General features: G+C 71.1%; 16 protein-coding genes and 1 pseudogene. 9 read left to right on the top strand and 8 right to left on the bottom strand.

Annotated features, from left to right (window positions below):
- Positions 1-85 precede the first annotated feature (85 nt).
- Entirely contained in the window at positions 86-1,957 is a 1,872-nt protein-coding gene (locus JYJ93_RS06320; RefSeq protein WP_206787285.1) for a lipase maturation factor family protein, read from the bottom strand.
- Positions 1,958-2,096: 139 nt separating this feature from the next.
- Between JYJ93_RS06320 and JYJ93_RS06315 the strand changes: the two genes are divergently transcribed.
- Positions 2,097-2,750, top strand: a complete 654-nt coding sequence (locus tag JYJ93_RS06315; protein WP_242543687.1) for an MBL fold metallo-hydrolase — start codon at positions 2,097-2,099, stop codon at positions 2,748-2,750.
- A 5-nt stretch (positions 2,751-2,755) separates the two neighbouring features.
- On the opposite strand, the gene JYJ93_RS06310 is transcribed toward JYJ93_RS06315, so the two are convergent.
- On the bottom strand, positions 2,756-3,550 hold the full coding sequence (locus tag JYJ93_RS06310) for a hypothetical protein (RefSeq protein ID WP_206787284.1): 795 nt from the start codon (positions 3,548-3,550) through the stop codon (positions 2,756-2,758).
- A complete protein-coding gene (locus tag JYJ93_RS06305; RefSeq protein ID WP_242543686.1) occupies positions 3,540-4,442 on the bottom strand; it encodes an arginine deiminase-related protein in 903 nt (300 codons plus the stop codon). The genes JYJ93_RS06310 and JYJ93_RS06305 overlap by 11 nt, the downstream gene beginning before the upstream one ends.
- Positions 4,443-4,693: 251 nt before the next feature.
- Here JYJ93_RS06305 and JYJ93_RS06300 point away from each other — a divergent pair, with 251 nt between their 5' ends.
- The 3 genes from JYJ93_RS06300 to JYJ93_RS06290 all read left to right on the top strand — a co-directional run bounded on the left by JYJ93_RS06300 (position 4,694) and on the right by JYJ93_RS06290 (position 8,939).
- Positions 4,694-5,224, top strand: coding sequence for a hypothetical protein (locus JYJ93_RS06300; RefSeq protein WP_206787283.1), 531 nt, complete (start codon positions 4,694-4,696; stop codon positions 5,222-5,224).
- Positions 5,225-5,350: 126 nt separating this feature from the next.
- Positions 5,351-6,961 (top strand): Na+/H+ antiporter, encoded by a 1,611-nt coding sequence (locus tag JYJ93_RS06295; RefSeq protein ID WP_206787282.1) that lies wholly within the window; start codon positions 5,351-5,353, stop codon positions 6,959-6,961.
- Between the two features lie 100 nt (positions 6,962-7,061).
- Positions 7,062-8,939 (top strand): hypothetical protein, encoded by a 1,878-nt coding sequence (locus tag JYJ93_RS06290; RefSeq protein WP_206787281.1) that lies wholly within the window; start codon positions 7,062-7,064, stop codon positions 8,937-8,939.
- Here JYJ93_RS06290 and JYJ93_RS06285 read toward each other — a convergent pair whose 3' ends face one another.
- Entirely contained in the window at positions 8,940-9,611 is a 672-nt protein-coding gene (locus JYJ93_RS06285; protein ID WP_206787280.1) for an SRPBCC domain-containing protein, read from the bottom strand.
- Entirely contained in the window at positions 9,608-10,258 is a 651-nt protein-coding gene (locus JYJ93_RS06280) for a 2OG-Fe(II) oxygenase (protein WP_206787279.1), read from the bottom strand. Before JYJ93_RS06280 ends, JYJ93_RS06285 begins: the two co-directional genes overlap by 4 nt.
- Before the next feature lie 290 nt (positions 10,259-10,548).
- Here JYJ93_RS06280 and JYJ93_RS06275 point away from each other — a divergent pair, with 290 nt between their 5' ends.
- Positions 10,549-12,816: a di-heme oxidoredictase family protein gene (locus JYJ93_RS06275; protein ID WP_206787278.1), complete on the top strand. Its 2,268-nt coding sequence runs from the start codon at positions 10,549-10,551 to the stop codon at positions 12,814-12,816.
- 77 nt (positions 12,817-12,893) lie between these two features.
- Here JYJ93_RS06275 and JYJ93_RS06270 read toward each other — a convergent pair whose 3' ends face one another.
- A complete protein-coding gene (locus tag JYJ93_RS06270) occupies positions 12,894-13,229 on the bottom strand; it encodes a hypothetical protein (protein WP_206787277.1) in 336 nt (111 codons plus the stop codon).
- Positions 13,230-13,540: 311 nt separating this feature from the next.
- Between JYJ93_RS06270 and JYJ93_RS06265 the strand changes: the two genes are divergently transcribed.
- A complete protein-coding gene (locus JYJ93_RS06265; RefSeq protein WP_206787276.1) occupies positions 13,541-14,233 on the top strand; it encodes a hypothetical protein in 693 nt (230 codons plus the stop codon).
- Between the two features lie 3 nt (positions 14,234-14,236).
- Here the strand turns inward: JYJ93_RS06265 and JYJ93_RS06260 are convergent, their stop codons facing one another.
- The gene (locus tag JYJ93_RS06260) at positions 14,237-17,173 is read right to left on the bottom strand and encodes a hypothetical protein (RefSeq protein WP_206787274.1); all 2,937 of its coding nucleotides are present in this window, start codon (positions 17,171-17,173) and stop codon (positions 14,237-14,239) included.
- Between the two features lie 121 nt (positions 17,174-17,294).
- Between JYJ93_RS06260 and JYJ93_RS06255 the strand changes: the two genes are divergently transcribed.
- Complete coding sequence (locus JYJ93_RS06255; RefSeq protein WP_206787273.1) at positions 17,295-19,004, top strand: GTPase; 1,710 nt, start codon at positions 17,295-17,297, stop codon at positions 19,002-19,004.
- 174 nt (positions 19,005-19,178) lie between these two features.
- Here JYJ93_RS06255 and JYJ93_RS40545 read toward each other — a convergent pair.
- Positions 19,179-19,442, bottom strand: a pseudogene (locus JYJ93_RS40545) (M23 family metallopeptidase); the annotation flags it as partial.
- Between the two features lie 558 nt (positions 19,443-20,000).
- On the opposite strand from JYJ93_RS40545, the gene JYJ93_RS06245 reads away from it, so the two are divergent.
- Both JYJ93_RS06245 and JYJ93_RS06240 read left to right on the top strand, forming a co-directional pair.
- Entirely contained in the window at positions 20,001-20,639 is a 639-nt protein-coding gene (locus tag JYJ93_RS06245) for a TetR/AcrR family transcriptional regulator (RefSeq protein ID WP_206787270.1), read from the top strand.
- Between the two features lie 20 nt (positions 20,640-20,659).
- Entirely contained in the window at positions 20,660-21,559 is a 900-nt protein-coding gene (locus JYJ93_RS06240) for a sterol desaturase family protein (protein ID WP_206787268.1), read from the top strand.
- The last annotated feature ends 91 nt before the right edge of the window (positions 21,560-21,650 follow it).

Here is a 21,650-nt window from a genome sequence, read left to right as displayed (position 1 = left end):
CTTTCGCACGGGGAGCCATTAGCCATTCCGCCCCCGTGTGGGGTCCTGGCGTACCGCGCACGATTCACATCGACCCAGCAATGTTTCAGACGGACCAGGTCAGCCGTCCGGCCTGCTCGGACGACCCGGGCGCGAGGGTCAACGGCGACACATACAGCCCGCGCCGCTCCCGCTTCCACCAGGCCCCGGTGCGCTGGCGCTCCGACCGGGACGTCATCCGGTAATCGTGCAGCACCGCCCGTACGAGCCGGGGCGGACGGTCTGGAAAGGGATTGGACGCGAACAGCCCCAGCACCTCCGGCGAGCCCTCCAGCAGCCGCTCCATCAGGGCCAGGAACCACGACGGCGGCGACCCCAGCGCGGCGAACCACATCTGCCAGTCCAGCCGGGGCTGATGCGGAGCAACCTGCCGCGGTGGCCGGTCCACGCCCGACGTCTTGTATCGGAACGGGTACTCCACCCAGTGCACGCCGTCATTCGAGCCCTCCACGGTGATTTCCGGCCGGTCCACCGTCATCACCGCGAACAGGCCGTAGGAGTTCACCGAGTGCAGCGGCATCACCCGGTCCTCCAGCCAGTCCACCGCCCGCACCAGGCGCTCCGGACCGCGAGGCCACCACCCCGTCCGGCGCAGCTGCTCCACGGTGCCCAGCGTGAGCAATGGCACCGCCGCGGCCATGGCCAGCGCCGTACCCGGCACCGACGGCCGCCGCGTGGGCCCGGCGTCGCGCCACAGCGCCTCTGGCAGCACGCGCCGCAGGGCCGCGTCGTCCAGCAGCCACAGCCCCAGGGCCAGCGACTGGACGTTGAAGAAGCCGTAGTTGCCCGTGGCCATGATGGCCGCCTGCAACGCGGAGAAGACGCCGAAGGCGGCCTGCCGCACGCGCCGGGGACCGAACGCGAGGAACGGCACCGCCGTCTCCGCCGCCAGCACCGCCGCCGTGCCCGCGTGGCGCACCCGGCGCGGAAGCTGATGCGCGGCCCAGCCGCCGCGCGTGGGCAGGGGCGCGGTCTCGAAGTACACGTCGCACGCGCTCAACTCGCGCCAAGTCCGGTCACCCGAGTGGAACTTGCTGATGCCCGACCCGAAGTAGAGCCGGAACACGAGCGTGCGGAAGAGGAACACCTCCAGCGCGGACACGTCCCGCTTCCCCAGCCCGGGCCTCACGCCGGCCGGCGCGGTGAGCGCGCCCAGCAGCCCCATCTCCAACAGCAGCACGTCCCACTGGAACGACAGGAACTCGCGCCCCAGTGACACATAGGACAGATACAGCGCCCACAGCGCGGCGGCGCTCGGGCGCGGGGCCACGTTGAAGAGCAGCGCCAGCGACAGCGCCTGTCCCACGCGGCAGCCGCGCACCAGCGCCGCGTCCGACGCGTCCTTCCAGAACACGGAGGGACGGCGCCAGCGGCCCTGCGCGGCCCAACGCTCGGACTGCGCCACGTCGCGGATGGGACGGATGCCCTTCTCTCCGTAGAGCCCCAGCACCTGCTTCCCCAGCGACGTGAAGGCGACGAGGAACGTGCCCCCCAAAAGGCGCATGAAGGCCCAGCGCACCAGCCGGTGCTCCGCGGGCTCCGTCACGCGGCTGAACAACCACGTGTCCCATTTCGACGCGCGCCGGCGGTGGTGCGCGATGACCGAATACACCGCGCCCGCCACCTGCCGGACGCCGGGCGCCAATCCCAGCCGCGCGGCCAGCCGCGTGCTCCAGCGAGGCGACCAGGCGAGCATGCGGAAGACGGCCTCCGCGCCGGACGAGCGGCGCCCCGACGGCTCCACCAGCTGCATTGCCCGCAGCATGTCCTTCTTCGAAATGCCCAGGAGCTTGAGCAGCCATCCGCTCCCCCGCGCGAAGCGCACCCGGCCGCCGGTGTCCTGGCGCCAGCGCGCCACCCAGCGCTTGCAGAAGCCGCAGTCTCCATCGAATAGCACCAGCGGTGGCATCTCGCGCATCGGGTCGCTCCTTCGTCCAACGACAAAGGTGCGCGCGGCGGGCGGGATGCGAAGGGGCCAGGAGGGCTCGCTGGAGGGGCAGGCGGGCAGCGGAGCGGGCCCCCCTGTCACCTGGGGACAGGTGCCTAGCTTTGTCCGCATGAGCGAGCCCAAGGCCCAGGCGAAGAAGACGGATGAAATCGTCCCCGGCGTGCACCACTGGACCGTCTCCGACGACCGGCTCGGCGGCATCCGCAGCGACGCCTACGCGGTGGTGGACGACGACGGCACCGTCACCCTCATCGACCCGCTGCCCATCGACGAGAAGGCCCTGCGCAAGCTGGGCGACATCGACGCCATCGTGCTCACCGCGGGCAACCACCAGCGCTCCGCGTGGCGCCTGCGCAAGGCGTTCGGCGTACCCGTCTGGGCACCCGAGGGCGCGCAGGGCCTGGAGGAGAAGCCGGACTTCGAATACGTGAACGGCACCACGCTGCCGGGCGGCCTCAACACCTTCCAGACGCCGGGGCCCACGGAGGCCATGTACACGCTGTGGCTCCAGAAGAGCCCGCACGCCGTGGTGTTCATCTCCGACCTGCTGTCACACGAGGGCCGGCGCACGCCCACCTTCGTCCCCGGCGAGTACCAGGACGAACCGCTGCGCACGCGCACCAGCATCCAGCGCATCCTGGACCACCTGCCCATCCAGACCGTCTGCTTCGCGCACGGCGCGCCCATCCTCAAGGACGGCGCCAGCGCCCTGCGCAAGGCCCTGGAAGAGGACGACGAGTTCCCGCACGCCCCCGCGCCCTGAAGCCTTCAGCCCGGAGGCACTTCGCGCACCAGCACGTGGCCGTCGTCCTGGCCCGGAGGCACCAGCTCCAGCCGGGCCCCGGCCTCCGCCCGGTCCAGCAGCGCGCCCAGCGACAGCAGGTCGGTGACGGGGATGCGGACCGCGGGCATCGGCGCGGCGCCGCGGATCATCGCCTGGGCCACGCGCGACTCGTCACGCAGGTCCGTCTCGTAGACGAAGGTGCGCTCGTCGTAGTCGTGTCCCCCCGGGACGCGCCCCACCAGCCGCATGGGCCCCAGCCGCGAGTGCACGCGCACGGCGGGGTTGTCCCATTGGGTGATGCCGCGCAGCCGCTTCGCGCGCACCATGCCCAGCGTGAGCAGCTTCACCCACGCGGACGCGCCCCGCCCTGGCAGGAAGCTGAACAGCGACACCCCCACGAACAGCCCCGGCGTCAGCGACGGCGCCACGTAGCAGGCCGCGCCAATGGCCGACTCCTCGTCCGCCAGCAGCAGCCGCTCGCGCGCGGGGGCCTTGAGCAGCCGCGCGGGACAGCGCAACAGCCCGATGGCGCCGGGCAACAGGTACAGGTCCGACAGCACCCAACGCGGCACGCCGATGCCGCCGAACGCCAGCTGATTGAGCGTGAGGTACTGCCGCGCGAGCTCCGCGTTGTGCTCCGCCAGCAGGTGCGTCACCGGGATGCCGTACGGCGCCAGGTCCAGCGACGGGACGTGCACGCCGGAGCCCAGCGCCTGCAATGACAGCTCCGGGGTCGAGGCGAAGAACTCCCGGGCCAGCGACGCGAGCTCACCCGCCATCGGCGTCGAGGTCCTTCGCCACGACGTCCAACCGGTACTCCGGAGGAAGCGAGACGCGCGAGGCGTCCACCGACGCGCGCGACACGAGACAGCGCGACGAACCGCCGCCCTTCTCCGTCAGCTCCGGCATCGGCATGGACACCACGCGCATCCCCAGCCGCTCGAAGGTCTCCACGATGTGCGCGGGCATCACCGTGGGCGCGAGCAGGTCCTTCCCCAGCGGCAGCCCGTTCGTCGCGTAGCGGCGGATGTCCGCCTCCGTCACCCGCACCAGCCGGTCCGCGCCGAAGCGCTGCTCCAGGAGCGCCACCGACTCCGGCGCCATCACGTCCGGGCACACCACCAGCCGGTCCACCGCCGGCAGGGGCAGCACCGCCATGTTCCCGTGGAACGCGGGCTCGCGCACCTGCACGCGCAGCACCTCGCCGGGGAAGTACCGCTGGGCCGCCTCCAGCCCGTCGAGCGTCGTGCGCCCGCCCCAGAACAGCAGCGTCACGCCGTCGAACGTGGCCACGTCACCGTGCGCCTCCCAGATGCCCACGCCGGGGTCCACGACCTCCAGGCCCAGGCGCTTCGCCAGCGGCGTCCAGTGGTCGCGCTCCGCGAAGCGATGCACGCTCATCATCCTGGGCAGCAGGAACAGCGGGGCCTGGCCCTCGCGCGCCACCACCTGGCCGCACTCGGCCGCGTAGGGCATGCCCGTCAGCGCGTCAGACGGCGAGGGCAGCGCCACCACCGTGCCGCCTCGGGACTCGATGTGCCGGGCGAGCGTCAGCCACTCCCGCCGCGCGCCGCGCGCATCCGCCGGGGCGGCCTCGCGGCTGCGGAAGTTCGAACGGCCTCGCAACGCCCAGCCCCGGCCCGGGGGCGACATCAGGAAGAGGTCCATCATCCCTCGCTTCTAGCCGCCGTCCGGAGCCCCCACAACGCATCTGTCCCGCGCCACCCGTCCGCCTGAAGTCCAGCCGTCCACCGCTCCACATTGGATGTTCATTCCATCCTTGAGCGCGCTTTGCCCCGAAGCCCCTGCCTTCCTGGACAGATGGAGGAACGGGCGGCCAGACCCCATCTCCAGACACCGCGAGGCGCCCCCTTCCGCCTCGTCCGGTCCCCGTGCCGGGGGCCTTCTCCTGGAGCCAGACCATGCACCTGCAATCCCTGTCGCGTATCGCCGCGTTCGCCTTCTGCCTGGGCACCGTCCTGTCCGCCACCGAGTCCCGCGCGGAGATCGCCCTGCTCACGTGTCCGGTGGGCACGTCCGCCACCACGTACAAGCCACCGCTCACCAACACCGCGAAGGACACCCAGGTCCACTCGGACGCCGTCTTCGGCCCCTGCACGGGCCTGACGTCGACGAACATCGCGTCCGCGCTCTTCACCTACGACGCGTTCGGCAAGTTCGCCTGCGGTCCGAGCACCGGCACCGCCAGCTTCACCATCCGGTGGAGCGACGGAACGACCAGCAAGTCCACCGGTGCCGTGTCCATCTCCCTGCGTCCCGCGGGAGAGGTCGTCGCCACCATCATCGGCAGCATCACCGAGGGGCGCTTCCAGGGCGGCACCATCAACTACACCGTCGTCCTGGCGCAGACGGACCTGCTCGCCTGCGCCACCACGGGCGTGCCCTCCGTCGCCGGTCCGGCCACGCTCACCCTGCTCAGTCTCGTGCCCTGAGAAAGCAGGCTGGCAATTTGCAACGCCTGCCCGTCCCCTCTCGTTTCCCTCCGAAAGGGGGTTGCCCCACCGCCCCGCGCGCATGGCATCCTCCCCATTTTTGAGCACAAACGGGGCTGGGGATTCATGCACTTCGAGTTGGCCTTCGTGCTGCTCTTCTCCATCGCGACAGCGGTGGCGATCGCGGCGCGCTACTTCAAGTTTCCGTACACGGTGGCGTTGGTGTTGGCGGGCCTGGGCCTGGGCATCGTGCAGGCCTTTGAACCGCCGCACCTGACGAAGGAGCTGCTGTTCGCGGTCATCCTGCCGGGTCTGCTGTTCGAGGCGGCGTTCCACGTGGACTTCCGCAAGTTCATGAAGAACAAGCTGGCCATCACCTCCATGGCCATCCCGGGCCTGGTGGCGTCCATGGCGCTCACGGCGCTGTTCCTGTCCCCGGTCATGCGGGGGATGAACCTGATGGCGGGCTTCGGCCTCATCCACGCGATGGTGTTCGCGTCGCTCATCGTGTCCACGGACCCCATCGCGGTGGTGGGCCTGTTCAAGGCGCTGGGCGCGCCGAAGCGGCTGGCCATCCTGGTGGAGGGCGAGAGCCTGCTCAACGACGGCACCTCCGTGGTGCTCTTCACGCTGGTGGTGGGCGTGGCCGCGGGCCAGGAGTTCACCGTGGGCGGCGCGGTGATGGACTTCATCAAGGTCGCCGGCATGGGCGCCGTCATCGGCGCGGCGGTGGGCTGGGCGGTGGGCAAGGTCATCCTGCGCGTGGAGGACGCCATGGTGGAGATCACCTGCACGGTCATCGCCGCGTACGGGTCCTTCGTGGTGGCGGAGCACTTCCACTACTCGGGCGTCATCGCGGTGGTGGTGGCCGGCATGGTGTGCGGCAACTGGGCGGCCCAGGAGGGCATGGGCCCCACGGTGCGCATCGCGGTGGAGAGCTTCTGGGAGTACCTGGCGTTCGCGCTCAACTCGGTGGTGTTCCTGCTCATCGGCCTGGAGGTGCAGCTGTCGTCGCTGCTCGACTCGTGGCTGCCCATCCTGCTGGCCTACGCCGCGGTGCTGCTGGGCCGCGCGGTGGTCGTCTATGGCGTGTCCGGCCTCTTGCGCTTCACGTCGGAGAAGCTGCCGTGGAAGTGGAGCGCGGTGCTCACCTGGAGCGGCCTGCGCGGCGCGGTGTCCATGGTGCTGGTGCTCGGCCTCCCGAACGACTTCGCCCACCGCGAGCTGCTGGTGAACATGACGTTCGGCGTGGTGGTGCTGTCCATCATCGTCCAGGGGCTCACCATGGCGCCCATGCTCAAGGCGCTGGGCATCACCGGCATCAAGGACGTCTACCAGGAGCAGTACGAGCTGGCCCGGGGCCGGCTGGGCGCCATCCACGCGGCGCTCGCGTCGCTGGAGGCCATGCGCCGCGCCCGCGAGATCCCGGTGGACACGCTGGAGCCCCTGGAGCGCGACTACCAGCAGAAGGCGCAGGCGGTGGAGCAGGAGATCATCGCGCTCAAGCAGCAGTCCAACCGCTTCCACGACGAGGAGAAGCAGGAGGCCATCCGCCGCGTCCTCGTCGTGGAGAAGGACGCCCTCTTCAGCGCCTACCAGCAGGGCACGCTCAACAAGGAGGTCTTCGAGCACCTCACCGCGGAGCTGGACGAGCGCATCGCCCAGGCGAAGGACGCGGAGGCCCACGTCCCGGAGGAGGACACCCCCGCCCCTCCTCCGCAGGCCCTGGCCTCCTGAGCGGCCGGCCCGACGACCCGGCCGGGCCCTCCCCCTCGTATGAAGGGGCGGGGGCCCGGTATCGTCAGGGCCTTCCGGCAGGACAGGAGAGGCGACGCGCATGCGGTGGATCCGGGGTTCGTGGCTGGTGCTCTCCCTCGTCGCGGGAGGGTGCGCACCGCTCGACCTGACCGCCCTCAAGCCGCAGGCCCCCGCCCTCTCCCGCGTGCTCCCGGAAGCACCGGGGGCCGCGTGTGCGTTCGGTGGAAAGGCCGTGCAGACGGGGTTGGACCTGGACGGAGACGGCGCGCTGGCGGCCACCGAGGTCACCCACACCGACTACGTCTGCGCGGACGCGCCCACGCAGGTGCTGGTCCGGACCTCGGAGCTCGCCCCTGGCGCCGTGTGCGCGGAAGGGGGCCGGCTGACGCAGGCGGGGCTCGACCTGGACGGGGACGGCGTGCTGGACGACGCCGAGGTCACCCGCGAGGTCCCCGCCTGCACGCGCGCCGCGGCCATCGTCACCCGGACCCGGCCGGTGACGGACAGCCCCCTCTGCCTGTCCCCCGCCACCGTGCTGGAGGCAGGCGACGACGTGGACGGCGACGGCGTGCTCGGCACCGCGGAGGTCCAGGCCTCCCATCACTTCTGCCTCGTGGACAGCGCCCTCTTGCGCATCCAGGTCCAGCCCGAGCCGGCCGGCGGGGCCTGCGGGCGGCCCGGCACGCGCGTGGAGGCCTTTGGAGACCTCGACAACAACGGACAGCGGGACCCCGACGCGGAGGCCCTGACCACCCTCCTGCTGTGCCAGCCCGCGCGCGTCTACAGCGGCGGCCCGTACGTGGTGGCCACCGCCGAGGACCTGGCGGGGCTCCAGGGCGTCACCCGCGTGGACGGGGACCTGCTCATCCACGGCGAGACCCTGACGGACCTGGCCCTGCCGGAGCTGTCCGCCGTCATGGGCGCCCTGTCCATCCAGGCCAACCCCCAGCTCACCCGCGTGGCGCTGCCCGGGCTGAGGTTCGCCGGGGAGCTGTGGCTGGATGACAACGCGGCGCTGTCCACGGCCACCGTGGGAGACCCGGCCGGCCGCGTCCACGTGGACCGGAACGTGTCCGTGCGGGGCAACCCCGTGCTCCCGTCGCTGGACGGGCTGCGCGCGCTGACCCCGCGCCGCTGGCTGGGCGTGTCCGACAACGCGCTGCTGGAGACCTTCGAGTTCCCCGGGGTGGACAGCCTCCCGGATGGCCTCAGCGTGCAGGGCAACCCGCGGCTGCGCACGCTGTCCATGCCGTTCCTCGAGTCCGCGGGCAGCGTGTCGCTGAGCCAGAACGCGTCCCTGGAGTCGCTGTCCGGCCTGTCCAGCCTGCGCACCGTCGAACACCTGTCCATCTTCTCCAGCGGGAAGCTGACGACGGTGCAGGGACTCGACAACCTCCAGTCCGCGAGCTCCATCACCGTCGCCAAGAACGCGAAGCTCCAGACGATGGAGGGCTTCCCCAGCCTCATCCGCGTGGGCTCGGTGCTCATTGGCGACAACGCGGCGCTGGTGTCCGCGGGCGGCATGCCGGAGCTGCGCACCGTGTCCGAGGTCTTCACCGTCCGGAACAACGCCCTGCTGACGTCGGTGGCGGGCCTGGGCCACCTGGACTCCGTCCACACCCTGCTCGTGGAGTTGAATCCGCGCCTCACCGACCTGGGCGGCTTCGGGCGGCTCTTGCGGCTGGACCGGCTGTCGGTCCGCTACAACAACGACCTGCGGGAGCTGAACCGGATGGAGGGGCTGCGCCAGCTCCAGTTCCTCACCGTGACGGACAACCCGTCCCTCCAGGAGCTGGGCCTGCACGGGCTCCAGACCGTGGAGCAGGGGTTCAACGTGGCCAACAATCCCCTGCTGCCCGCGTGCAGCGCGCGCGAGCTGGCCGACCGCGTCTATTCGGGGATGGAGGTGCGCGTCATCAATGGCAACGACGACGCGGCCCCCTGCCCCAACCCCTAGTCAGCTCGCGTTTCCCTCCACCCGCGACTGGAGCACCGCGCCCAGCACGTCCGCGGTGTCCTCGCGCAGCCGCGACAGGTGCGTGTAGAGCACGTCCTCCACCTGGGACACCGCCTCCTTCGGCGCGCCCGCCTCGCGCAGCCCCGCCAGCACCGTGTACGCGGCCACCGCCAGCGGCCCCACGTAGCCGCGCGACTCCTCCCAGAACTCCTCGAAGCACGGCACCGCCTCGCCCGCCACCACGCGCCCAAGCCGCCCCAGGCACGCCTCCCAGTAGGCGCGGTGCGCGTCCCGGGCCGCGTCGTCCGCGAACGGGCCCTGGCGCAGCTCCAGCCGCGTGCCTGCGTCCCCCGCTCCGGTCGCATGGAAGGTCAGCTCCGCCCGGGTGCGCCCCGGCGGCACCGGCCCGCCGCCCTCCCAGTCCATCTCCAGCGCCAGGAACCGCCCCGGCTCCACCTGCACGATGCAGCCCACCTGCGAGAACACCCGGCCCGCCGAGTCCCTCAGGCCCACCCGGTAGGGCTGGCCCAGCGCGCCGGGGTCTGGCGCGTGCGTGCGGTAGCAGCCCGGCGGCGCGCCGAACCAGCGGCGGATGAGCGCGGGCTCCGAGAACGCGGGGAACACCGCCTCCGGCGGCGCGGGCAGCCTCCACTCCAGCGTCAGGTCGCTCACGCCCGCACCCCCGAACGCGTGCGCAGTTCGAAGCGGGGCACGTTCGCCAGCTGCTCTGGCGGCGCGCGGTACTGCTCCACCACCAGGCTGATCCGCGACTCCCGCATGGACTCCGCGCCGGAGGTGATGGCCTCCACCTCATGCAGCAGGTCGCCCCGGAACATCACCAGCGCGTTCTCCTGGGGCGTGAGCTCCGCCACCCGAGCGCCCCGGTGGTACAGCCGCAGCGCCCCGCCCCGGAGTTCCTTCGGAACCTGGACATACAGCACGCTCACCGCCACCGGACAGCCGATGCTCGGGCCGTAGAATTCAAGACTCCGGTCGATGTGCGCCGCGACGTTCCGGCCCCTGCCCACCAGCAGCGGGTTGAGCAGGAAGGCGTTGCACTCCGGCAGGAGCGTCTTCGCCAGGTACGGCGCGAACGCCGGGAAGCGCTCATGGACCTCCGGCAGCGCGTCCCGGCGGAACGTCAGCGAGAAGCCATACGTGCCGGAGAACTGCCCCGACAGGTTCGACTCCCCCAGCAGCGACGAGCCCAGGATGGCCGAGCGGATGGAGGCCATCGTCTCTTCGGGGAGGACGTCCGGAGTGCGGTGGAAGAAGGTGTCGAGCCGGAAGGCTCCACCCCACGGTGGCTGGAAGCGCATGGGCCCGGAGTCTACCCACCCACGCCGCGCTGCCCCATCCCCCGCCGCCGCTCGGGCGGAGGCCCTCCACGCCCCCATGCGCAACACGTCGCGTCAATCCGCGACAGCACGGCGCGTCAAGGATGACATCAATTTCACTTATTTATCAGTTATCAGGTCTAAGTCGAATTCTCCGGCCTCCCACCTTGCGGCTCCCAGGCGTTCAGACTTTCTTCGGTCAAACTACGAAGTCCCCTTCGCAGCGCTCGCCGTCCCACGCCCCATCCACCCCCACCATGGAGTTCGCAACCATGAGCCGAAGCAGACTCACGGGAATCGCGCTCGCATTCCTGGCCGTCAGTTGTCTGGCGGTGCAATCCGCAGAAGCCGCCACGTATGGCGTTACGCCATCGGGCTCCTCCGCCGTCTTCTACGTCGACACGACGGACTGGGCGGACATCCACTACGTGCTCAACGGCGGCGGACAGCAGAACATCCGCATGACGGTGACGGGAGGCCGCAACCAGTACACCGTCACGGGCCTGAGCACCGGCAACACCATCGACTATTTCTTCACGTACTGGGACGTGTCCTGTGCCTGCGCGCGCGACACGACCTGGACGCGCTACACGCATACCGGCACGGGCGGCGGCACGGACGCGGGCACGGGCACGCCCGACGCGGGCACCGGCGTGGACGCCGGCCCTCCTCCCAACGGCGACGCGGGCCCGGTGGTGCCGCTGTTCACCAGCAGCACGGCGCTGGAGCCGGCCACGGTGGAGAACACCTCCACGGCCCTCATCACCCGCGTGGGCGACCGCGTCCGCGACCGCCACATGCGCGAGGACCAGTACCAGGCCTACGACCACTACCTGAAGCTGTACTTCGAGAAGCGCACCCACTGGATTGAAATCGTCGACCAGGTCGCCAAGGGCGGCAGCGTCATCACGGTGAACCTGTACACGATTTATCCGTATGACTCGCCGGACTTCCGCGCGTTCTTCCGCGGCATCAACACGGTGGCCGAGTACTGGCACAACGCGGACTTCGTGAAGGTCAACGACTACAAGTACACGTCGTCGGTGAACTTCAACGCCAAGGAGGGCCGCGCCATCCGCGTGGGTGACCGGATGGAGCTGGAGATTGGCGTGTTCCTCCAGGCGCCGGTGGAAGGCCGCTTCAACTACTACTCCACGGGCATGCTCTACATCGTGGGCCAGGGCGGCATCGTGCCCTTCGAGGGCCAGGGCAGCCTGCGCGACTCCTTCCCGCTGCCGGAGAAGGCCTGGTCGGGCGGCCGCGGCACGCTGCACACGCCGTTCTCCAACGAGCCGGACAACCGCTTCCTGCAGATGGCCACCAACATGGCGCCGGTGAACGCGCAGCCCTTCGTGGAGGGCCGCCGCCTGCACCACACGAACTTCCGCGACGGCACCCACTCCGAGCCGGACAACCCCGTCTTCACCGCGCACGCGAACAAGCTGGGCAACAACTACGTCAACGTGTCCTGCATCTCCTGCCACAAGCAGAACGGCCGCGGCCTGCCGCCCTCCACCACGAACACCACGTTGGACAACTACGTGGTGAAGGTGGGCAAGGTGAACAACGGCGTGGTGTCCGTGGATCCGGCGCTGGGCTTCCGCCTGCAGCCGCGCGCGGTCAGCGGCACGCCGGAGGCGGACGTGCGCATCGGCAGCTGGACGACCACGGCGAGCGGCACGCTGAACGGCGGCACGGCGTACAGCCTGCGCAAGCCCAACTACAGCTTCCTCAACGTGACGCCGACGAACTTCTCCGCGCGCATCTCGCCGCAGCTGGTGGGCATGGGCCTCCTGGAGGCGGTGCCGGAGTCGCAGATCGCCGGCCTGGCGGACCCCAACGACGCGAACGGCGACGGCATCTCCGGCCGCATGCAGACGGTGAAGGACCCGGAGACGGGCGTCACCCGCATGGGCCGCTTCGGCTGGAAGGCCGGCACGGCGCGCGTGAAGCACCAGGTGGCCGAGGCGCTCAACAGTGACATGGGCGTGACGACCAACGTGTTCAAGACGCAGGACTGCGGTTCGTCCCAGCAGGGCTGCGCGGGCACGAGCACGGAGCTGGGCGACACCGAACTGGACCGGATGACCCGCTACATCGCGCTGCTGGGCGTCCCGGCGCGCCGCGACCACTCGGACGCGACGGCGATGCAGGGTGAGACGGTGTTCAACAACGCGGGCTGCGCGAAGTGCCACGCGCCCACGCTGACCACCAGCCAGTACAGCGCGATGGCCGAGTTCCGCGGCCAGACCATCCACCCGTACACGGACCTGCTCCTGCACGACATGGGCGCGGGCCTGGCGGACAACCTGCCGGAAGGCCAGGCCTCCGGCTCCGAGTGGCGCACGGCCCCGCTGTGGGGCATTGGCCTGACGGCGGGCGTGTCCGGCGGTGAGGCGTACCTGCACGACGGCCGCGCGCGCAGCGTCACCGAGGCCATCCTCTGGCACGGCGGCGAGGGCGAGGCCTCCAAGCAGGCCTTCGTGAACCTCAGCGCCGCGGACCGCAACGCGCTCCTGAAGTTCGTCAACTCGCTGTAAGGCGGCAAGCCGGCTTCAAACCCAGACGCCGGGCGGGAGGGGCCACTCGAGCCCCTCGCGTCCGGCGTCGTGCCGTCTCAGGAGAGGATGGAGATGCCCTTCCAGTACCCCGGCGTCTCCGTCCTGCCCGTGAACACGATGGGCGCCTCCGCCGTCCCGCGCGCCACCAGGGAGCCCGTCTCCGTGATGCGGAGCCCGGACTCCGCCTCGAACTGGAGGCGCACCCCCGGCTCCACGGTGAGCGCCCCCGCGTACTCCACGGTCGTGTCCGGCGCCCAGGCCGTCGTGGAGGTCACGTCCTTGGAGATGGTCCGGACACAGCCGCTGGGGGAGGGGTCTCCGCCGCAGGCCGCCAGGACGGAGGCCGCCGCGAAGGGGAGGAGGTGAGGAAGGCCGGTCAGGTATCGCGTCATGCATGCCACCAGGAAGGAGCCAGCGGCGACGGCCGCGCTCGAGCAAGGGGGATACGCCGGCCCGGCCGCTATTCTCACGAAGCGCGAAGTCACTCTCCGGGCTCACGGTGCGCGCATGAACAGGCACACCCTGCTCCACCGCGAGAACACATCCGCGGAGGCCGCCTGACACCCGGGAGGTCCGGGTGACTGCGCACGAGAGCACGGTCGGCGTCCGCGATGCGCGATGGCGGACAGGTGCGGAGGAGTCCCCACTCCCGGCCTCGTGAAGCGTTCCGACCTTTCCGGTGACCCTTTCCCGGAGAACACCCATGGCGCATCGTCCCGCCCCTCCGCCGCCGCTTTCCGACAATGACCTCCAGGCGGAAGCGGTGGCCTTCATGGATGCACGGGGACACTGGCTGACCGCTGTCGCGGCGCGGCGGGTGGCGGAGGTGCGCGAGTTCTTCCGGCAGCACGCCCACCTGCGGCGCGACTTCCTCCGGGAGCGTGCCGACGAGGAGCGCCGGGAGGGGCGGCTCGCCCTGGAGCTGTTCTCCCGCGCGGCCCAGCGCGTCCGGTGGCTGCTCACCACCGGCGACGGCCCCAGCACGCGCATCCATGGCGCGGAGGCCGGACGCGACCTGGGCCTGCTGTTCGCTGGCACCGACTCCGGACTGGATGGCCTGGCATCGGAGCGGGAGCAGCGCTGGAACCTCAACCACCCGCGCCCGCTGCCGCCCACCGGCTTTCGCGCGAGCCGCCCCGATGAGGCCTCGACGCAATACCTAGCCTTCTACGCGATGTTTGGCGCCTCCAACGAGCGCTTCCCCGAAGAGCAGCTGAACCGGCTGATGGGCACGCTCAGCGACATGGGCCCTCCGGATGATCAGAACCTGGCCTGGGACGGCATCGACCTGGGGCGCCAGCTGGGCGACCCGCGCTTCGACGTGAACGCCTGGCTCTGGAAGACCGTGGGGGACACAGGCCAGGTCCCCCAGGCCGCCGAGGCCGTGGCGGGCTGAGGCTCAGGGGCTGGCCGGCAGCGGCATCAGGACGAGCTCCTTGGGGTATTTCTTCGGGTCCTCGGGCTTGCCCCAGGGGATCCGCACATAGGACAGCCAGCGGCCATCGGGCGACACCAGCGGGGCGCGCACGCCGTAGTCGTCGGACTCCACGGGCAGCTTCCAGCACATCCACGGGCGCACCGCCGTGCACAGCCACGGCGAACGTTCGTCCTTCGGGGTGTGCAGCAGGAACCCGCCGTTCCCCAGGGACGCGGAGCCTCCGCCGTTGCGCGCCGCGAGCGCCAGCTCCTCCACGGTGGGTGCTCGCGTGCGAGCGGGGCCCGCGTCCTCGGGGGCTTCGATGACCTGGAACTCCGGGGCCAGCTCGCCGCGCGAGGTGTCCGCGAACAGCGAGGCCCGCGACGACAGCGGCAGGGCATCCCGCAGCGCCTCCGAATTGGGGACGGAGGGGCCGCCCGGCGGGTCGCACGAGCCCGGGGGAGATCGCGACTTCATGAGCAGGTCCTCTCGCGGGAACGGGCGGTCCTGCCTGGCGGCCACGGGCCCCCACTCGCGCGCCGCCGGGTCGTAGCAGCGCACCCGTGCGCCATCCGGCTGGACCAAGCACAGGGTGCCCTCCCGCCAGTACAGCTGGGGCTGACGCTCCGGGGGGATGCTGGGGGCGAACGGAACCTGGCCGATGACCTCCGCCTTGCCCTTCACCGCCTCGACGCTCAGTGGGAGCGGACGCGTGGCGGCCTGGAGCCGCTGCTGGAGGGCGTGCATGCCGTAGCGTCTGGCGCAGGCGCCTTCGGTCTTCAGCGAGACATGCAGCTCCGGGTGGACCCCTTCCGCGAGCGCCCGCCGGGCGGCGATGGCCTCCAGCGCCGTGGAGAGACAGCCCATGCGGGAGATGCGCACCGCTTCCTTCTTCTCCCCGAACGAGGCGTCGCGCGCGTCGTCATTCAGCTTCACCAGCCGCGCGAAGGCGGCCAGGGATTCGCGGGCGGGGGCGTCGTCGCGGGCGAGCAGCGCCTGGAGGCGGGCTTCGGTCTCCGGCGCCAGGTCCCAGCGCACCGCGCCGAACGCGCCCATGTTGGAGGCCAGCGTCAGTGCCGGGAAGCCCGGCACGCCCTCCATCCACAACGACAGACGTCCGGGCTCGCAGCGCATCTTCATGTCGCCTTCCGATGACCGGCTGTCCCCGGTGACGACGGAGGCATGGCGAACGAACCGCAAGCCTCCGGGCGCGGTCCATTCCTGGCGCAGCTTCACCCAACCGCCGTGGCAGCTGTCCGCGGAGCCGAGGGGGTTGTACGGCGAGACAGTGCGCTTCGTCTCCAGCTCCAAGGGGATGCGTGGATCCTGGCCCAGGTCGCAGGAGATCCGCGCGCGGGTGAGGCGTTCATCGTCGTTCCACGTCAGCGCGGGCCCGTCCCAGGCCGGCTTCCGCATCACCACGTCCGTCCGCACGAGAGGCGCTTCCGTCGAAGCGAGCACACGGGGCGCGACGTACGGCCCCAGCTCCAGGGAACGCACGACCAGCGCCCGCGTCCGTTCCTCCGGGCCCACCTTGCTGGGAGGAGGACCGCGAAGGTAGGCGACCCACCGGCCGTCCGGGGACACCCGAGCCTTGGACAATGGGTTGCCGCCCTCATCCTCGGGCCCACGGTTCCATTGCAGGGACCAGCACCCCAGGGGCCTGCGCGCGGAGCAGAACTGCTTGCGGTCCTCGTCCAGGATGAACCGGCCCTCGGCGAGGAGCCGGGAGCCGGTGGACGCGAGCATCGCCGTCTTCAGCTCCTCCGCTTCCGGCGCGCGCAGGCGCGGTGGGCCGTCCCCTTCGGGAACCTCCATGACGTGCGCCTCGTGGGCCCGGATGTTCCAGAGCAGGACGGCCCGGGGAGACAGGCGCAGGACGGGCTCGAGCTCCGAGGGAGGACGGACGTTCCGGGTCCCCAGGGGAATGCCGCAGCGGCCCACGCGAGGGCTCCAGGCGGACTGTTCACCCCGGTTCACGGCGACGGCCTTGCCCCAGCGCCGCGCCACGGGGTCGTAGCAGCGCATCCGTTTACCGGAGTCCTGCCGCACCACGCACAACCGTCCCTGGCGCCAGAACAGGTCCGAGTCCGCTGCCGAGCCCGGCGCGGGCGGCTGGAGCTCGCCGATGGTTTCGGGAACGCCCGTCTTCAACGGCGGGCGGTCTCCCTCCAGGTCCGGCGCCAGGACGTCGCGAGGGGCGTACTGCTCCAGGTCCTCACCCGCGGCCAGGGCGGCGCGACTCCGGGCGCGCTCGAGCGCGGCGGCCAGCCCCGCGACGCTGTCCGCCTCCGGCAGGTTCGCGTCTCGAACGTACATGCGGGAGGGGACGCCATGGGCGGCCAGGAAGTCCCATGCCTCCAGCGCCCGGCGGGCCCCGGCGTCGTCCCGGGCCAGCAGGGGCAGGAAGCGGGCCTCGCTGTCCCGGGACACCCGGAACTTCACCGAGCCGGAGGTGGCGCCGATACCGATGGGCTCCAGCGTCAACGCGGGGGATTCGGGCACGCCCTCCACGGACAGCTCCAGCCGCTTCGCCTCGCAGCGGACGCGGAAGCCTGGGCGCGGGGAAGGCGGGGGCAGCTGGGTGCCAGGAGCGTCATCCACGATGCGGAAGTCGCGCTCGACGTGTGAGCCATCAGGCAGGGACAGCCTCTGGGTGATGACCGCCTCGGCGGGCCGGCAGAAGTCCGGAAGGGCCTGCGTCACCTCCACGGTCTGGGAGACGGTGATGTCGGGCGTCTTGCCCAGCCCCAGGTCGCAGGCAGCGGACTCCGTGAATTGGGGAGGAAGCGCCTTCGCCTCCGCGAAGGTCCGCGGCTCGGCGGCGAGGACCACGCCCTGAGACGGTGGTTCGGCAGCGGACGCGGACAGGGTCAGCAGGAGCCCGAGGCACCACCCACGAACGATACGAAAGTGCATGTGTCACGGACCGTAGCAGCAGGCCATCCCCCACCGTCCAGGGAGGGGAATGCACGCTGGCGCACCGTCACCGCACATCCCGGTAGCCAGCACGCGCGCGCCACGCCACGCTGACCCTTCCGTGGACGACACCCGCCTCCCCGACCCCGAAGCCCTCCGCCCGCTGCTCACCGACGCGCTGACGCTGCCCGCGCTGAAGCCCCATGGCCCGCGCCTGGAGCGCCTGCTGGAGGACTACGCGCGGGGCATGGCCCGGAAGGACGCACCGCTCGTCGTCGCGCTCGTGGGCGCCACCGGCGCGGGCAAGTCCACCCTGCTCAACGCCCTCTCCGGCCAGAACCTCTCCCGTGAAGGCGTGGACCGCCCCACCAGCACCGTCTCCACCCTCTTCGCGCCGGAGGGCACCGCCACGGACGAGCTGGCCCGCACCGGCGCGCGCGTCGTGCGCTACACGCCCGGCCCCCAGGGCCTGTGGAGCGGCCAGGTCTTCATCGACACGCCGGACCTGAACAGCGTGGCCACGGCGCACCGGGATGTCGCGCGCGCCACGCTGGACAAGGCGGACGTGGCGCTGGTGGTCATGCACCGGGGCAGCGTCGCGGAGGCCACCCAGGTGGAGTTCCTCGGCGAGTTCGCCCGGCGCCGCGCGCTCGTCTTCATCCTCAACTTCGCGGACGAGCTGTCCGCCGAATCCCGCGACGCGCTGAAATCCCAGGTCCGCCGCGTGGCCACCCAGCACTACGGCCTGGCCGCGGAGGACGTGCCCGTCTTCGCCATCAGCGCGAGGTCCGCGAAGGACGGCCAGGACGTCTCCGGCGAGTTCGGCCCGCTCCTCTTCCACCTCCGGGGCCTGGCGACCCAGGCCGTCGCCGCGCGCGTGCGCCACACCAACGCCCTGGGCGCGCTGGAGGAACTGGCCAACACCGTGCGGACGGCGCTCGACGACACGGACGCGCTGCTCGCGAAGACGCGCACCGCGCTGGACGCGGGGCTCGCGCGCGCGGCGGAGTCGCTCCAGGCGGACTTCGACGCGCGGCTGTCCCTGGCCCACGGGCACCTGGCATCGGAGGTCCGCCGTCAGGCCGCGGGCCGCTTCTGGGGCCCCGCCGCGTGGGGCTTGAGGCTGTCGTTGTGGGGCGCGTCCGGCATGGGCGTGGGGGCGCTCGTCGCGCGCCGCAGCCTGCCCGCGGGGCTCGCGGTGGCGGCGGCCTCCACGGTGGTGGACGCGGTGAGGGACCGCACCCGCGCCCGCGCCGCGGAGGTGGCCGTGGTGGAGCCCTTCGAGGACGACTTCCTCGCGGAGTCCGCCGCGCGCACCGCCCTGGCGGAGGCGCGCAGCGTGGCGCGCACGCAGGGCCTGGAGGCGGAAGTGCTGGGCGTGCCGGACGTGGAGGTGATGCTGTCGGAGCTGCGCGTGGCCCGCGCGGGGGCCTGGCGCTACACGGCCTCCACCGCCGTCGCGGAGGCCGTGGCCCGCTGGTGGCGCACGGCCCGGTGGCTGGTGTTGCCGCTCATCAACCTGCCCCTGCTCGCGCTGCTGGGGCACGTGGGGTACCGCGTGGTGCGCGGCTACGTCGAAGGCCCCCTGTTGCCGTTGGAGTACTTCCTCAACGCGGGGGCCTTCTTCGGGCTGCTCGCGGGCGCCGGAGCGCTGCTCGCGTCAGCGAGTCTCGTTGGAGCCGCTCGCCATGCGGGGAGCGCGGGCCGGAGCCGGTTTGTCGAGGCCCTCGCCGCCCTGGGCAGGAGGCTGGGAGAGGCCGTCGATGATGGCCTTGGCACCGGGCGGCAGGCCGCGAGACGCATCCTGGAGCGGATTCGCGCTGTCGGGTGACATGGACATCACGGCCTGGCCCGGCAGGTGGACGCCGCCGTTGGAGGCCATCATCGGCTGCGCGGAGTCCTTGCATAGCGGCGCCGACACCAGCGTGTCACGCACCGGATCGCCATAGCCCACGATGCGCGCGGGCACGGACGGGTTGTTCCACCCGGCGCCCTGCTCCTTGGCGACCTTGAAGTGCAGGTGCGCGCCGCACGCCCAGCCCGTCGCGCCGGAGAAGCCGATGAGCTGGCCCTCCTTCACCTTCTCACCGGCCTTCACCACCACGGCGCTGAAGTGCAGGTACTGCGTCTCCAGCCCGTCGCCGTGGGAGATGACGACGTAGTTGGCCAGCGGCGCGAACTGCTCGCCGCACCCGCCCTGCCGGCTGTCGCCACGCGCCATGCGCACGACGCCGTCATGCGCCGCCACGATGGGAGTGCCTTCCGGCATCCGGAAGTCCCACGCGAACGTGTCGTTGTGCTGGTGGCTGCCAGTCTCATGGCCCTGGCTCACCGTATAGATGCGGCCACACGCGAAGGGCACGCCGACCTCAGGCATGTTCGCGACCGCGTTGGCGGAGGGAGGGAGGACAGGAGCCGAAGCGAGGAGGGAGCCGACGAAAAGAGCGGAGATGTTCATATCGGGGCGGGCGGACAACCGGCGCAAGGGCTTGCGCTATTTCCCTGTGATTTTCGCTCAGTCCCGAACGGATCACTAGCAGCCGAGCCGCGCCCTGCTCCGTCTCAAGGGGGCGACCCTTGACCACACTCCAGAGGGAGAACGCTCCGAAAGCACAAGAGCGCCTGTCTCCCTGCCTGCCCGGTTGGCGGGCTTCATCCCTCTCAACCCATGCCGCTCCAATCCCTGTCATCTGACCAGAGCTAAAGACAGACGCCCGCCTGCTCGAAAGCCCCACGGGCAGGCCCAGGGGTCGGCGATCAGACACCCTGAAGGCGTCCCTTCAGAAAGTGACTGGTCACTTTTTAAGTAGGCGGTTATCGTTCCGGCATGCCCCCGAAGTCCGCCGCCAGGAAGGCCGAGGCTCCCGTGCGCCGCACGCAGGCGGAGCGCCGCGAGTCGACGCGCCGCAAGCTGCTGGACGCCACCATCGAGACGCTGGTGGAGCAGGGCTACGCGCGGCTGACGACGGTGGAGGTGGCGAAGCGGGCGGGGGTGTCGCAGGGGGCGCTCTTCACGCACTTCGAAACGAAGGAGGAGCTGCTCGCGGTGGCGGTGGAGCACCTCTTCCCCCGCCTCATCCAGGACTTCCTCGCGGGCGTGGGCGCGCGTCCGTCCGGGAAGGACCGGGTGGGGGCGGCGGTGGACATGCTGTGGGCCGCCTATCAGCGGCCGGAGCTCCAGGCCGCCATCGAGCTGTACGTCGCGGCGCGCACCAGCCCGGAGCTGCAGAGGGCGCTGGCGGTGGTGGACGGGCCGCACCGCCAGAACATGCACCGCGTGGCGCGCGAGCTGTTCCCGGACGTGGCCGCCACGCACCCGGACTTCGACGACGTGGTGGAGCTGGCGCTGGACGCGGTGCAGGGCGCGGCGGTGGGTGGGGCCGCCCGTCCTTCGGATCCAGCGCACCGCCGCATGCTGGACACGCTGGCGCGCTTCATGCGCGTCGCGTTCGCCCCCAAGGATTGATTCGCAGGAGGTCAGCAGCCATGGACATGTCGCACATCCCCGACCTCATCACCCCGGCCATCCCGGTGTTCGTCATCACCGTCATCGCCGAGGCCTTGTGGGTGCGCAAGCTGCGGCAGGAGCGCGGCGAGAGCATCAAGGGGCACACGTGGAAGGACACGCTGGCCAGCCTCTCCATGGGCCTGGGCAACGTGGCGGTGAGCGTGTTCTGGAAGGGCGTGGCGTTCGCGGGCTACGCGGCGCTCTACCACCTGACGCCCCTGCGCCTGGGCCACGGGCTCCTGGCGTGGGTGCTGCTCTTCTTCCTGGAAGACCTCTGCTACTACGCCTTCCACCGCGTCCATCATGAGAGCCGCTTCTTCTGGGCGTCGCACGTGGTGCACCACTCCAGCCAGCACTACAACCTGTCCACGGCGCTGAGGCAGACGTGGACGCCGATGACGGGCTGGGTGTTCTGGGCGCCGCTGGCGCTGCTGGGCTTCTCCCCGGAGATGATCGTCACGCAGCAGGCCATCAGCCTGCTGTACCAGTACTGGATCCACACGGAGGCCATCGACAGGCTGCCTCGGCCCGTGGAGTGGCTGTTCAACACGCCGTCGCACCACCGCGCGCACCACGCGTCCAACGCGGCCTACATCGACGTGAACTACGCGGGCATCCTCATCATCTGGGACCGGCTCTTCGGCACGTTCGTCCCGGAGACCGAGCGCCCCATCTACGGGCTGACGAAGAACCTCACCACGCACAACCCGGTGCGCATCGCGTTCCACGAGTTCGCCGCCATCGCCCGGGACGCGGCCCGCCCGGGGCCGCTGAGCCAGCGGCTGGGCTACATCTTCCGCAACCCGGCGTGGAAGCCCAAGGGGGCGCTGCCGGCGTCGGAGCCCGCGCCCGTGGAGGCCGCGCCCTCCGCACCGTAGGGGCGGCGACCTTCCGGGTGGAGGACAGAAGCGACGTCCAGGCGACGTCCAGACAACGCGGACCGCGACATCGTTGCGTCCGCGCCGTGCG

Source organism: Corallococcus sp. NCSPR001 (genome assembly GCF_017309135.1).
Taxonomy (GTDB): Bacteria; Myxococcota; Myxococcia; order Myxococcales; family Myxococcaceae; genus Corallococcus.
Note: the sequence above shows the minus strand (reverse complement) of the source record. Positions and strands in the feature narration are given on the sequence as shown.